Origin of the sequence: Paraburkholderia nodosa DSM 21604, assembly GCF_000519185.1 — a bacterium.
Taxonomy (GTDB): Bacteria; Pseudomonadota; Gammaproteobacteria; order Burkholderiales; family Burkholderiaceae; genus Paraburkholderia; species Paraburkholderia nodosa.
In genome coordinates this window covers 1-14,131 of sequence record NZ_JAFA01000080.1, presented here as the reverse complement: position 1 = coordinate 14,131, position 14,131 = coordinate 1, and the positions used below count along the sequence as shown (strand labels likewise).

At 55.3% G+C, this 14,131-nt stretch carries 9 protein-coding genes, 1 pseudogene and 1 riboswitch; of the genes and pseudogenes, 4 read left to right on the top strand and 6 right to left on the bottom strand.

All coding sequences use genetic code 11. The annotated features are described in order from the left end of the window. The coding region (locus A3CW_RS0143085) for an ATP-binding protein (protein ID WP_028209022.1) at positions 1 to 214 on the top strand (214 nt) is incomplete at its 5' end. 288 nt (positions 215 to 502) lie between these two features. On the opposite strand, the gene A3CW_RS54380 is transcribed toward A3CW_RS0143085, so the two are convergent. The 4 genes and pseudogenes from A3CW_RS54380 to A3CW_RS0143065 form a co-directional block, all read right to left on the bottom strand. Then, positions 503 to 634: a hypothetical protein gene (locus A3CW_RS54380; protein ID WP_269476150.1), complete on the bottom strand. Its 132-nt coding sequence runs from the start codon at positions 632 to 634 to the stop codon at positions 503 to 505. 190 nt (positions 635 to 824) lie between these two features. Continuing rightward, positions 825 to 1,802 carry an ADP-ribosylglycohydrolase family protein gene (locus tag A3CW_RS0143075; RefSeq protein ID WP_051482094.1) on the bottom strand — a complete coding sequence of 326 codons (978 nt, stop codon included), beginning with the start codon at positions 1,800 to 1,802 and terminating at the stop codon, positions 825 to 827. Between the two features lie 97 nt (positions 1,803 to 1,899). Further along, positions 1,900 to 3,046: pseudogene (metK, locus tag A3CW_RS49680) on the bottom strand (methionine adenosyltransferase). A gap of 119 nt (positions 3,047 to 3,165) precedes the next feature. After that, entirely contained in the window at positions 3,166 to 3,594 is a 429-nt protein-coding gene (locus tag A3CW_RS0143065) for a DUF3293 domain-containing protein (protein ID WP_028209020.1), read from the bottom strand. Positions 3,595 to 3,623: 29 nt separating this feature from the next. After that, positions 3,624 to 3,728, bottom strand: a riboswitch (SAM-I-IV-variant riboswitch). A gap of 538 nt (positions 3,729 to 4,266) precedes the next feature. Between A3CW_RS0143065 and A3CW_RS51905 the strand changes: the two genes are divergently transcribed. The 3 genes from A3CW_RS51905 to A3CW_RS0143050 are packed head-to-tail and all read left to right on the top strand — an operon-like array spanning position 4,267 to position 11,273. Next, complete coding sequence (locus tag A3CW_RS51905; RefSeq protein ID WP_161782984.1) at positions 4,267 to 6,504, top strand: DNA cytosine methyltransferase; 2,238 nt, start codon at positions 4,267 to 4,269, stop codon at positions 6,502 to 6,504. After that, on the top strand, positions 6,492 to 8,855 hold the full coding sequence (locus A3CW_RS53565) for an McrB family protein (protein WP_154678223.1): 2,364 nt from the start codon (positions 6,492 to 6,494) through the stop codon (positions 8,853 to 8,855). Before A3CW_RS51905 ends, A3CW_RS53565 begins: the two co-directional genes overlap by 13 nt. A 3-nt stretch (positions 8,856 to 8,858) precedes the next feature. Continuing rightward, the gene (locus tag A3CW_RS0143050) at positions 8,859 to 11,273 is read left to right on the top strand and encodes a DUF2357 domain-containing protein (protein ID WP_154678222.1); all 2,415 of its coding nucleotides are present in this window, start codon (positions 8,859 to 8,861) and stop codon (positions 11,271 to 11,273) included. A gap of 957 nt (positions 11,274 to 12,230) precedes the next feature. Here the strand turns inward: A3CW_RS0143050 and A3CW_RS0143045 are convergent. Then, a complete protein-coding gene (locus A3CW_RS0143045; RefSeq protein ID WP_322787996.1) occupies positions 12,231 to 13,043 on the bottom strand; it encodes a tyrosine-type recombinase/integrase in 813 nt (270 codons plus the stop codon). Positions 13,044 to 13,406: 363 nt separating this feature from the next. Beyond that, a partial coding sequence (locus A3CW_RS0143040) for an IS3 family transposase (protein WP_028209017.1) occupies positions 13,407 to 14,131 on the bottom strand: 725 nt, incomplete at its 5' end.

Below are 14,131 nucleotides of genomic sequence, written 5' to 3'. Positions count from 1 at the left end.
AACGGCCAATCAGCCGTTCTCTGGCTGGAATGACGTGTTCCCCGACCCCGGCATGACGGTTGCCGCCATCGACCGGCTCGTGCATCACTCGACGATCTTCGAGCTGAATGTTGAGAGCTATCGCCGCCGTAAGGCCAGCGACAAACAGAGCGCGCGCCGACGACAATTACCCAACGACAACTACGAAGAAGGAGCGACAACCATGGCCTCTTAACCAGCGACAACTACACCCGTCGACCGGCCAAGATGGTTGTCGCTGACCGGCCGTGCTGCTTGACGCCGTCTACCGCCAGTCTTGCGTGCTCGATGGCGCATTTCGACACGATCGGACTGGCACTTCGGGCACGACGGGATCGCGCCTGATTGGGCGTTGGGTCCGGCATGGTTCTGCTGCCCATGCGGAGGAACGAAACCTTGCTCGAACGGTTCGTCATCGTCGTGCTCGTGCAGGTACGCGTCGTCCGGGTCATACGGATCGCGAGGATGAGGGTAGAAACGCGGTTCACGCATGAGCGGTCGCCTCCCGCCGGATCTTGTCGCCGTACTGGCGCAGGGCGACCGATGTGAGCACGCCGGCCGCGAAGACCAGGCCGAACGCGAGTAGATATTCAAAAGGAGAAGGATAGGTGGGCATCACGGCTCCCGGGAAGTTCGCCAGTGCGGGATTGCGCGGGCGGAGCAGGCACGCAGCTACCGTGCTCAACGGCGTGATATATGTCTCAGATTCTTTTGAATGTTGTTTGGGGCGCGCTGCTTGCTCGGCGCGCGATCCATATTGCTGTTCGACCGGAAAACACTCTTCTGCGAGTGCGTCAAAAGACTACCTAGCGTGCCAGGAGCGATTCAATTAGGGGCGCCGCAAGCTCGAACCCACGAAGTGCTGCCAGCCAGCGCTCGGGGATGCCAACAATTCCAAATCGAATGCCAGCGAGGCCTCCGGCGACTGCGGCGGTCGTATCCGTGTCATGACCAAACATGATCGCGCTCCGGATAACCTCCTCGAACGAGGATTCTTCAAGCGCTGATCTCACTGACCAGATTGTGTCAAGCACGTATCCAGTGCCACGCGGACGATCCGATACCGGAAAGCGCCGCAGCACGTCCAGTTCAGCGAGCAGCTCCGCGCCGGACCCACGATCGGGCCATGCTTCGTAGATCGCTTGCAGCCTGTCGTCCGCCCACGCCCAAGGGCGATTGGCTTTCTGTAGATAGCCTCTTGCCACGAGACAGTAGAATGCGCACGCAACCAGTGAGCGCGGATGTGCGTGTGTGGGCAGCGATTGCAGATGGGCGTCGCGCACGAGAACCTCGTCCGCGCCAAGATGCCATAGCGCGAGCGGGAGCACCCGCATCAAGGACCCGTTGCCGTTGCCCATCTCGGAAGCGCCACCGGATTCGTGTGGCGGCACGCCGTCAACGAGATTGTGAAGTGCTTCAGCGGTTTGCATGCCGATGTCGAACACATTGCCATCGACGGCCATGTAGCCTTCACGCATCCATTGCACGAGTCGATCTGCGAATTCGGTCAGAGAAAACTTGTCGCCTTCAACCAGACTGGAGAGCAGACACAACGCCTGCGCGCCGTCATCTGACCAGGTGCCGACTGGCACGCCGGCATGCGAGCGCTGGAAGCTGGCCGGAGGCATCATGTCGATCAGCTCGCGAGCGGGCAGCCGTTCGGGTGGGCGAAACTCATAACACACGCCAACCGCGTCGCCGGTTAGCAAGCCCACGAGTCCACCTAGCGCGGCGTGGTGTCTGTGCCGCTGCGCCAGTGCGGCAAAGGTGTTGTCGATCGTCAAATAGGTTCTTCCTGTTGGTTGGACTGGACCACCCTCGACCGCATCCGTCCCGGCCGATGTGTGGAGGACGAGGCCGCGAGAGGATTGAATCGAGACGTCAAGCTGCCGCTTCCCACGGCAGCTTCAGATCGTCGCGTCCAAAATGCCCGTATGCAGCGGTCGGGAGTAGATTGGGCGCAGCAGATCCAGGGTATCGATGATTCCTTGCGGACGCAGGTCGAATTCGCGTGAGAGCAGGGCGGTGATATCTCGTCGCTCCTGCGTTGCGGTCCCGTACGTCTCAACGACAAAGCTGACGGGCTCCGCGATACCAATGGCGTAGGCGAGTTGCACCAGCGCGCGGCTCGCCCAACCCCGCGCCACAACTAGTCGAGCGAGGAAGCGCGCCATATACGCGGCGGACCGGTCGACCTTCGACGGATCCTTGCCGGAAAATGCGCCGCCGCGGTGCGGTGCGGCGCCGCCATAGGTGTTCACGATGACCCTGTGACCGGTCAGCCCGGTGTCGCCTTTCGGCCCTCCAGTTACGAATCGTCCGGTGGGTTTGATCAGCGTGCGCAGCGATGCGGAACGCGATGCTTCCGGAATTGCCGGATCGATGATGTGTTTCTGCACCGCGAGCCGCAGATCTCCGAGGTCGATGCCATCATCGTGCTGGGTCGACAAGACGGTGGCCTCAATTATCACTTGGCGTCGGTCGATATAGCGAAACGTGACTTGGGATTTCGCATCGGGTTGCAGCCATGGCAGCATGCCGGCTTTGCGCAGTTCGGCCTGCCTGCGGACGAGGCGATGCGCATACACGATCGGCGCGGGCATCAGCTCGGGCGTCTCGTCGGTCGCGTAGCCGAACATCAGCCCTTGATCGCCGGCGCCCAGCACGCCATCTGCACGGTCGACGCCTTGACTGATGTCCTGTGACTGTCCGTTGAAGCGGATCTGGATTTCGCTCCGGTCGGGCGAAATGGCGGTCTCATCGTCGCGGTAGCCAGTTTGACGCAGGACGTTTCGTACGATCGATTCGGCAGACTCACGTACGGCGTGAAAATCGTCGATCCGCTTCGTCTTGAACTCGCCCGCAACGATCACGCACTGATCGGCGAGCAGCGTCTCACAGGCGACGCGAGCGTGAGGGTCCTTTCGAGGAACGCATCAAGAATGCGATCGGAAATCTGGTCGGCTAGTTTATCGGGATGGCCCTCGGACACGGATTCCGAGGAAAAAAGTCCACTTCTAATCGCCATACGACGCTCCTGTTTAGCCGCGTTCGACGAATTGTCGGGGGCGGCAATCTGGATCAAATCCCCCCAGCCCTTTTCCTGATGGGCGGCAGGCTAGCCGTATGTCATGTGTCGAGTGAGGATCAGCGCAAGAGAGTCAGCTGCGGCACAGCGTCGGCGCCGCACCAGATGATCGCGTTCTGCCCGTGTTTTTCACCCAGTACTTTCGCGATGTCGGGTGTCGCCCCAAATACGAGGAAGCTTGCTTCACTAGGCCAGTTGTTGGACGGATGTTTCCCGATGCCCGCGATGAACGCGAGGCCATGTTGCTCGAGTTCACGCGCCAACATCGTTTGCCGTTCGGCATTGGCTTCAGGACCAAGTTCCAGGCTGAAGGGATTGCAGGCGGTGATGAGCGCACTACCCGTGACGCGACGGGAATCGTGCAACGCAGCGAGCGTCGGATTGAACCGGCCGACTTGCAACGTCGTCGGCGTGTCGCCAGCTACGTGGTAATACGTCTCCAAGTAGGCTTGGATCGTGTCGCGTGGAATCTCTGAATGCGAAAACAAAAAACCCTCCAGGTAGGGAGGGTCGACGAGATCCCCCGCTTGGTTGCTCCTTCAGGAGCCACATCCGCTTTCGCGATCCACCTTGCCCGGGAAGGCAGGTTGGCTTGGGCTCGACCCAATTCAAAATGTCGGAATATTTAAGCATGAACTTTCCCCGAGCGTCAATAATTAACGCACCCTCCCCAATTTATTGGAGAGGTAGGCCATGGTGGGGTGGGTGCTCCAACTCAAGCTCAAAATGCACTTCGGCGCCTTAGAGGCCTTTTCCAAGGACACATCGATAGTTTCTTGGTGCCGCACGCCTAAGCAATAGCTCGGGTGCAGAAGCCGATTGCATGCCGAACTTTTATACTGTATAAATATACAATATTTGGCATGCTCCAGCCGGAGCGTTTCGCTGGCAGCGTTGCCGTCAACTAGGACAACGCTGCCGGGCGCTCCAAGTCATTTCGGAGTGGCATCCACGACGGGTCGCGGAACGACAGTCCCGACAATGTGGAGGGCGAGCGAGGATCGAAAGAGTACGCAGAAAAGTTGGGAGCGGCCAAGCGAAATCGGCCACAGCATTTGCCGGACCGTTTAGAATGACGCGGACAAATTTGCCCTGCTTTATCGTTTAAAAATAAGCTCATGGATCTAGCCTCGCCAACGCTCTTCGACGAAACGTCGCCTATGGCGTACAAGAAAAAACTCCCACGACCACGTACGGTATATGTGGTCGATTTTTTTTGTGGCGCGGGGGGGATGAGCTATGGATTCTCGAACACTCGACAAAGTCATCTTGCTTTCGATGTGCTGGCAGGAATCGATATCGATTCCGGCGCGCTGGCTACTTACGAGCGGAATGTCGGAGCTCCAGGTGTTAAAGCAGACATTAGTGAAATTGGTGCCGATCCATCCATTCTTCGCACGCTTCTGCCTCGGTTCGATCCCGACGTGCATCGACCGCTCGTTTTCATCGGTTGTGCCCCTTGCCAAGGCTTCAGTGCGCTGAGGAAAGGCGATGAAAGGGACGATGCGCGCAATAATCTTATGGTTTCGTTCGCGCAAATCGTGGCATTTTATAAGCCCGACGCGATCGTTATGGAGAATGTGCCCGAAATTCTTAAAGGGAAATTTGCGCACTATTTCGACAACGCCGCTTTGAAGCTGCGTGACGCGGGCTATACTTTAAAACAGGGCATTGTAGATCTCAGCGCGTACGGTGTTCCGCAGCGCCGAAAGCGCGCAATCGTTACTGGTGCGCGCAAAGGGCATGTACCCCTCCCGACACCTATCTTTGCACCCGAAGACGCGCCTACCGTTAGGGATGCAATATCGCATCTGCGTCCGCTCGAATCGGGGGAGGTTGATCCTTTCGATCCGCTCCACCGAGTGCCCAAGCATACTCAACGCCTCGTCGATTTGATAAAGCAAATTCCGCCCGATGGTGGTGATCGGAGAAGCTTGCCCCTGGAGCTCCGCCTAAAGTCACATGTCCGGCTCGATGACAGTCAAACGCCTGGATTTACGGACGTATATGGGCGTCTTCGTTGGGACACCCCTAGTGTCACAATCACGGCGAAGAGTCGCAGCGCGAGTTCAGGCCGATTTTTGCATCCAGAGCAGAATAGAAACATCAGCGTGCGAGAGGCTGCGATCCTGCAAGGTTTCCCTCAAGTGTTTTCGTTTGCAGGCACCCCGACGCAACAATACCGTCATATTGGCGAGGCCGTTCCCCCTCTGTTCGCGAGATTTGTCGCTTGGCAGCTACTAGAATATTTCGCAAAAGGCGATTGGCAAGTTAAGGCTTTATTTGAGCAATGGCGCAGTCGACGCAAGAGGCGTTCAAAGGGCGCGAAGATTAAGGTAATTGATGCGTTCTGTGGCGCCGGAGGTATGGGTCTTGGTTTCGAGGCTGCTGGCATGGAAACCGCATTCGCCTTCGACATGAACGCTGATGCGGTAGCTACCTATAGGCAAAACGTCGCCGATGTCGCCGAGGTTTTCGACGTAAATGATAAGCAGTTGGTCACGAGGATTGCTTCGGCTGTAGGAGATGGTCCTTTCTGCATCGCGGGAGGCCCTCCGTGCCAAGGATTTTCGCATCAGCGACGAGGTGAAGCAGATGACCCGCGTAACCAGTTGGTGTTGCGTTTTGCGTCATTGGTCGAGCGTCTCGATCGGAAGCCGCATGCGGTAGTTTTAGAGAATGTTACCGATCTTGACCTTCCGAGGGGCAAGCTCATACTTGCGGAGTATGTTAAACGGTTGCGCGCGATGGGCTACAAAGAGTTTCGCTACGATCTAAATTCAGCCGACTTCGGTGTCCCTCAGTTGAGAAATCGCATCATCGTAGTTGCCCTAACACAGACTGTCGCAAAGCATTTTACTTCCCCGGTTCCTCTTACGCCTGGGCGATGGCCAACTGTCGGCGAAGCGCTCGCAGGTCTACCCGACCCTGCACAGGATGACTCAACAGAGTATTCGAACCACGAAGTTACTAAGGAGGGTGCACTAAACCGACGGCGGATTGCCTACGTTGATATGGGGCATGGTCGTTTGTCCATTCCTCCCGATTTGCAACTGCCCTGCCACGCTGGTGACTATCGAGGGCATAGAGACGTTTATGGGCGACTTGACTGGTTTTCGCAGGCTAGGACGGTCACTGGCGGTCACGATAGCTTTACTCGCGGCGAATATGGGCATCCTTTTAGGCACCGTTCAATAACGTCCCGCGAGGCAGCTCAGCTGCAAGGCTTTCCAAGCTGGTTTGCGTTTGTGGGGAACCGTGCGTCCGTGCGACGGCAGATCGGAAATGCAGTGCCACCACCCATGGCCTATGCTGTCGCACGAGCAATTGCTAAGGCCATTGGACGCGCGGTCAATGCCGCTCAGATAGAGGAAGGAGACGCGGCTTGGGCAGTTTAATTCAGGGGTTTACTTTCGGTCGGAATGCGCTCAAAAGATCAATTTCCGAATCTGCGGCCGTGGCGTTCAAGGCGATTGACTCGACCGCCTCGGGTGTCAACCTTGTGCAATTAAAAAGCACCGACAACGGTGCGTATAATGTCTATCGTGATTTTATTTCTTTTCTCGGAATTCTAAGCCGGCAAGAGTCAACGGCAACTGCCACTCCCGTTGGTGATGTATACCGACGACTATACGAGCAAAATTCCGAAGATGCCTGGCGTTGGCTGATAACTCGATCGCTTTGGCTATACGTGGTTCCAAATGGGACTGATTCGCATATAAACGATCGAGCCGAAAAAATCGGCGCGCGGTTTAATTTTTTTAGGCTTTTGCTCGGTCTGCTGTGTTTGCTTGCTGGATTGCCCACCGGAGAGCGTTTTCTTCGTTATTCAGAGCTTTGTGAGTTGTTGGACGACGATTCCAATTGGGTTATTAGTTCGGCTGATCTTTTTGTTAGATTGCTTCAAATGAGAGCATCGGCAGAAAATAATCAGGTCGCTAGGGGATTGCTCGGGGATTTGGAGGCTCAATATGGCATTCCGAGGGATAATTTTAACACCGTTCTCAATAAAGCATTTCAGCAAACCGGATTGTTTGATTATACGCAGGTCGGTGGGAAGATAACGGGTATAGCGCTTGGTGCGCGACTCGATACGGTATTGTCAAGTAGAGTAAGATTTATACTTGATAATAGTGCCGATTGGGATGGTTCGAATTGGCCGACGCATCTGCAACTGAAGTCGACTGATCTGCCGCAAGAGGTGTCACTTGTCAGGCCGAGCGAAATCGAGGAAGAGGAGCCAAGCGAAGATATCGGCGCAATAATCGCCGAAGCCGCAGATCAATTCAACGCCGCTGGGCTTCGTGTTAATTCGATATTGGTCCGTCGGTTTGCAGCCGCGTTGTTGGCTAAACCGTTTGTGATTCTCACAGGCCTCAGTGGGTCGGGAAAAACGAAGCTTGCCCATGCTTTTGCATCTTGGATTAGCCCTCGATACCAATTCGATGATCCTTTCGTTGTTGGAGCGTCAATCGAGACGGGAACGGCATCTTACGAAATCGTTGCCGCTGACAGTATTTCCGTCGAAGTACGGGGAGCGGGAGGGCCACTGGTCGTGGTCCCGCGGTCGCTCATTGCTGAGTGGGTGAGCTGTATTCAAGCAAATGCGGTTGACAACTCTCGAGACGCCGATGCTATCCAAAAGCTGGTTGAGCCTGACTCGCAATATGGTAATCAGTTTCAAGCGTACTCAAGCGAACTCAAGGCGCTTGCGTTTGCTCAATTGGCTCGCGTTCAGACAAGCAATCCTGCGCGACATTTTGAAATTGTCCCCGTCAACGCAGATTGGACAAATAAAGAAAGCACCCTTGGATACCCGGATGCATTGAACGAAGGGCGCTACGTAAGAACAACGGCGGCGCTGGATTTGATCATTAAAGCGAAGAACGATCCACTTGTTCCTTATTTCTTGATTCTGGACGAGATGAATCTTTCCCACGTTGAGCGATATTTTGCTGATTTCCTTTCGGCTTTGGAATCTGGCGAAAAAATCTCATTGCATGGAGGGGTGGGGGAAATGGACGGAGTCCCTCCGTCGATCGATATTCCCAAGAATCTTTTCATTATCGGCACTGTCAACGTGGACGAAACAACGTATACGTTCTCTCCGAAGGTTCTTGATCGAGCGAATGCAATTGAGTTTCGCGTTGACGAAGTCGATATCGGTAGTTACTTGGAAAACCCGCGTGGCATCGACTTGAAGTGGCTTAGCGGGCGTGGTCAAAAATTTGCTAAAAGCTTTGTCCTCGCAGCGACGCACGCAGACGCTCGCTCTACCAAGCACGCGAGACTGTCAGCTGAAATGCGATTGCTCTTTAGTCTGCTTTCCGCGCATGGACGAGAGTATGGATTTCGTGTGGCGTACGAAATTGTTAGGTTTTCGTACTACTACGAAATGCTTTCGCCTGAGGGTGCGTCCTTTGGTGAAATTATCGACGCCCAAATTTGTCAAAAGATACTACCTAGACTGAACGGATCTCGACGCCAACTTGAACCGATCCTGTGCGCGCTTGCAGTCTTCTGCCACCGGCCTCGAGTCTGGGATGACACATCTGATGTAATAAAGAATGAATCTGATCTTTTGCAATTGGCGCGTAAGGCTGCGGACCTGGTCGACGATAGTCTTCATGCGGGAATGGAGGGGAGTCTGTTTGAGGAGCCAGCAGCGTATCCGTTGAGCTTTACAAAGGTCCGAAAGATGCTGGTTCAAGCAATGGCAGAAGGATTTGCGAGCTTTGCTGAGGCATAAAGCTTGAGTCAATCAATTTCAGAGGCTTCTGTTCCTTTGCTTCGCGAAAACGGAGCCGTGTTAGCGTTCTTGAGAATCGTCTCCTCGACCTCTCGGCAAGGCCGTAGCCCATTGATCCAACTTGATCGGCGATCGGCACGCGAATGGGGAGAGGAGCAAATTCAGTTGCTTGAGGGATGCACGTATGAATATGAGCTTCTTTTGCCGCAACCGGGTTTGTGTCTGCGATCAAATGATGGGATAGCACGAAGCCAATTATCGACGGTTGAAGTCGAGCGAGGCTCGATATCTCCTCAGGCGTACACGGGTCTGATGCCGCTCATCTTGGAGGATGCCCACGGCACGGCAATAGCATCCGGTGGGGTGGAGGTGCGCTCATCTAAGCTCGACTACCGCACCGACTATCGACTGATGCTCGACGATATAGCGGCGTGGGCAACTGACCTTTTGCTAGACTTGCGTGCGCCAACTGCGGTGAGATTGCGTGACGATCGTAGGGGGAACCCAAAAACTGTAGCGCAAAAATTTGCATTCGTGCGGCACGCATTGCAATCCTCCGAGTTTCGCGGCGCGCTCGAAACTCTCTCGCTCCAGCCTAACGAGCGGAGGATTCAAGTCTTTGAAACGAAGCGAGTTGATCAGGTCAGGCGTGGAGAGCCCGGTGTGATTAGGCAACTAGCCAAAGCGCAACCGCGAACACCGCTTTCGCATACACATCCACTGAGAACGCGGCTTGGATCGTTGCCGCGAGCTGTCGAGGTGCCATCGTCCCGTTGGACTAACGACTCTCACGAGAACAGGTTTGTTAAGTTCGTGCTCACGTCCTTTGAGGCGGTCTTGCAGAACATGGAGACAATTTTAAGGCGAAGCAAAGAACAATCCGACCAGCGGCTGCTGGCGGAGGTGGGAGAACTTAGGAAGGAGTTGACCGGATACCTTTTGCGCCCGCTGTTCCTCGATTTGCCGAACATTGACCGAATGCCGATTGCCAGCAGTGTCATGCAGCGACGGCCTGGATACAGGGAGTTGCTGGCCTTCTGGGTTAAGTTCAATACAGCTGCAGCGCTCAGTTGGGCAGGGGGAGAGGACGTCTATGGAAGTGGAAAGAGAGACGTTGCGACACTCTATGAATACTGGCTGTTTATTAAACTGTTGGAGCTGGTATGCGAGAAATTTAACTTGCCGCGCCAGCAGCTCAGTAACCTGCTAGACAAAACTGCAGATGGATTTGGGTTGAAGTTAAAGTCCGGAAGGCACACGCCGGTTGAAGGGAGTTTTTCTGCACATGGTCGAAAATTCAATATGAAATTCAGCTTTAACCGCACATTCTCGCGGCGGGTAAATAAAGCCTTTTCAAGCAGTGAAAGTAACTATCCTGCAGCGGGCTCATGGACAAAATCGATGAGGCCGGACTATACGTTGAGTTTTTGGCCGAGCGAATGCCCGACTGAGAGTGAAGCCGAAGTAGTTGAATTAATGACTCACATTCACTTCGATGCCAAGTATCGAGTTCAACAGGTGACCGAGCTCTTCGGTGTTGATGATGAGCTTGACGCGGACGAAGGGCTCGACTCGGATGATGAACATCAGGGTGTTGTCGTGAAATCGCCGGCAAAGCAAAAACTCCCAAGCGCTCGCCGGGCAAAACGAGATGATCTGTTGAAGATGCACGCATATCGTGATGCCATCCGCCGTACAGAAGGCGCCTATGTGCTCTATCCTGGCAACACGAATTTGATGTGGAGGCAGTTTCATGAACTGCTGCCAGGCTTGGGTGCATTTTCCGTGTCGCCAGCCAACGAGGAAGGGCTGAGTGCAGTTTCTGACTTCATTGATGAAGTCGTACTCCAATTGGCAAGCAAAGTCTCGCAGCGGGAACGGTATGCCCAATTTCGATATGTTACCCATACCGAGCAGCGCATTTCTGTCAAAAGTCCCATCTCCGCCTTCCAGCCAGATATCGGAAATCGACTTCGAGTCCTTGAGCCTCCAGCTGTGCTTGCCTGTTGGGCGCAAACGGAGGATGACCGCCAGGAAGTTCTAAGGTCAAAGTGTCTCAGGATCGCGATCGACAGCAGCGAGCCTGTGCCTCCCGCAGTGTTCGGCGCGCAATATGCATTGCTGTACGGCGGGAATTTCATTGCTGTGCCGGGACTATTTCGTCTGTCCGAAGCTGGACCAAGACTTCTTTCGCAGACGTCCGACGGCGAAGACGATTCACCGGCAGCCCTTTTTGCAGAGCTATCGCTGGTGACGAGCGATGCGGTCTTTTCGGATCACGAGTGGGTTCCGGAGACATTGGTCGCCTTGGGACTGACTGAGGCTCCCACGAGGCCGCTGACAATACCGATTGACGTGATATTTGGTGCGTCTAGCCTGTACACCGAGCCGATGCAATTGACTTGGTTGGCAAAGTAACGAACGTCTTGGCGTGCGGGTGTTGATCAGACGGGTGTGACGCAAATGTAACTTTGGTCGTCCCCCCATTCGTAATCTCTTTCGTTTCCCCCGCAGCTCCCATCTTCGCCTGCTAAGCCGCTATCGATTCAAGGATGCGTGGCGAAGCAGTTAGTGCTCGCGCGTATAGGAAGGGCCGCGGCGGGAAGAGAGACAGGCAGCTAATGCGATTGATTTGATTGTTGACAGAAATTGTTGTGTTTTAATGTCGATATCTCGACAGACATAACTGCTACAAACGTATGGAACTCACGACCACGGGTCTATTGTCTCAAATGAACATCGGTTCTGACTACACGGCGACTCACCTTGCACGCCTACTTTCAGTGCCAACCGACGTAGTGCGGGACATGCTACTTGCACTTGTCAAAGAACGCCGTGTGGAAATGGTTCTCACTACACGTCGGGGCTGGTCGCGCTTCAGACTGGTGCCGAACGCTTGTGGTGACGACAAAGCGCTAGCCAGTAAAGGATAGGCTGCGACATTGTTTGTCAACTAGACGTTCACCGACGATCTATCCTTGCGAGGCGCAGAAATTGCTGATCGCGCACCCATCATGGTGACTGGCGATACGGTTAGCGGACCGGCCAATCTGAAGATAGGCGCTGCGCCTCGTTGAAGCGTGAACCATGCTTTCACGAGCGGTTGGGGGGGGCTAAGCTGCATCGACATGGATTAATGCTTATCCCAAATGCCCACACTGCGATACCGGCAGAAGCGGGCAGGGAATCGAATGTGGGGGTACTTTTGGGGGCATCTCTGCCTGCTCAGTTCGGGGGCGATTGCCTGAGTTGCGGTCTGGAGTTCGATCCTCTGCTTTTCTGGCTGCAGTGCCTCCAATAGACATTGGAATATCTTCGAGTGGGGCGCGCATCCGGATCCGTTTGAACCTGGAACGAAGTGAACCGTGCACTGCTTCAGGGTTCAAATTTGATCTTCGCCTGCTCGAGCATCCATGCTTCAATCTTGTCGTGCCACATGCGCAGCAGGTCGAGTGGGCGTCGGCGATAGTGTTTTTCGGCGATTGCCGACGGTTTATGTCCTTGGATTTGCGCGACAACGCCGACCGGGACCTCCACCCATTCCGACAGCGTGCCGAACGACCGGCGCAGACCATGCAGCGAGATGTGTGGCAAACCTGTCGGCGCCAGCGCGCGATTATGTGCGTGACGCGGCTCTGCAATCTTTCCGTCCGATGCTGTTTTACTGGTGAACACCCACTCCGATGGTTCCCACTGTTCGCCTCGTTCGGCAAGTCGAACGGCTTGACGTTTATTTGGTGGCGTCTCGTTTTGGTGCTGAAGATGCCGTAATAGACTCGCCAGATAAGGAGTGAGTGGAATCGTCCGCCCGCCAGTGCCTTCAACTTTGTCATTCATGGTCAAGCTGCGCCAGCGAAAGTCCACGTCTTCCCAACGCAGCGCGGCCAGTTCTTCCCGACGGGCGCCTGTGATCAATAGGCCTTGAAGGTATGCGCTGATTACCGGGTTGGCGATGCCACGCACCGCGTTAAACCAAACGGACAGCTGTTCCCGCTGAAGGCAGTCATCCTTCGCGGCGCTACGAGGGAGAATGCCCTTGACCTTCGGCGAAGCATAGGCCTCGTGCGGGATGATGCCTGCATACGTCTCGTTAGTGTCGCACCACCGAATGAACGCCTTGAAAAGGCCGAAGGCATGGCCGGCATTAGTCGGCCCCCGGGATATCTCGACCTCGAGCCATTCGGACATGGATGTTGCCGTGATCTCGGTCAACTTGCGAGGCATCAGCGGAGCCAAGGGGCCACGCACTTTTTCTTTGCCACCACGTTTTGCAATGCCTCCGCCGGGCGACGAGAGGTTGATATGGTCGAGGATGTATCGTTCCGACCGCGGCTTCTTCGTTTTGGGCGAGATCTTTGTCCGCAGATGCGCTAGGTAATGCGCCCACGCTTCCCCGACAGTTACGTCCTGACGGCGCTTTGCTGCCTGGCGTGCTTCGTGTGCGGCCTTCTGCTCCGCCTCTTGTTCGCGCGGATCAACACCGCCGTCGATAAGTGTTAGCGCCGATGTGAAACTGACCCACCGGGGGTGCGGCGGAATTCCTGGACTGATTTATGCCGCAAATCCAAGACTCTGCCGGTATTCGACGGGGCTCAGGGAGCCGAGCGAGATCTTGATCCGCTTTGCGTTGTACCAGCGGATGTACGAGTCAACGACTTCGATGAATTGATCGACGGTGATGGCCTGCCAATCACGAGGATAGAATAACTCCGTTTTGAGGCGCCCGAAGAAACCTTCGCACGCTGCATTATCCGGCGAACATCCTTTGCGCGACATCGAGCGAATCAGTCTGGCATCACGCATCCGTGAGAGCCATCCCGGCCAGCGNTAGTGGGCGCCGCGGTCGGAATGAACTATCGGCCGTTCGTTGCAGCCAGCCACTGACTCAATCGCCGNATCCAGCATGGTATTGACGAGCTCGGCATCCNGCCGCGTNCCGATTGACCANCTCACAACGAGACCGTCGAAGCAGTCGATCACCGGCGACAGATAAACCTTGCCGGCCGGGATCTGGAATTCGGTNATGTCGGTAAGCCATTTNTGATTCGGAGCGGCGGCACAGAAGTCACGATTGATGATGTTCTCCGGCGCGGGGCTTATTTCTCCGCGATAGGAGCCGTAGCGACGTCGCCTGGTCGTGGCNGCGGCCAGACCTTCCTGTCGCATCAAACGTCGCACGACCTTCTCCGAGATGAAGATCTGCTGCCTGCCCAATGCCGCGCGGATTCGGCGATATCCGTAGCAACGGTGATTGAGTTCGAAGATGTCTGCAATGA

What these genes read in the sequence shown, in the direction of transcription:
- A3CW_RS54380 (WP_269476150.1), bottom strand. Translation starts at nt 634, where the DNA reads ATGCCCACCTATCCTTCTCCTTTTGAATATCTACTCGCGTTCGGCCTG.
- A3CW_RS51905 (WP_161782984.1), top strand. Translation starts at nt 4,267, where the DNA reads ATGGCGTACAAGAAAAAACTCCCACGACCACGTACGGTATATGTGGTC.
- A3CW_RS0143045 (WP_322787996.1), bottom strand. Translation starts at nt 13,043, where the DNA reads ATGTCCGAATGGCTCGAGGTCGAGATATCCCGGGGGCCGACTAATGCC.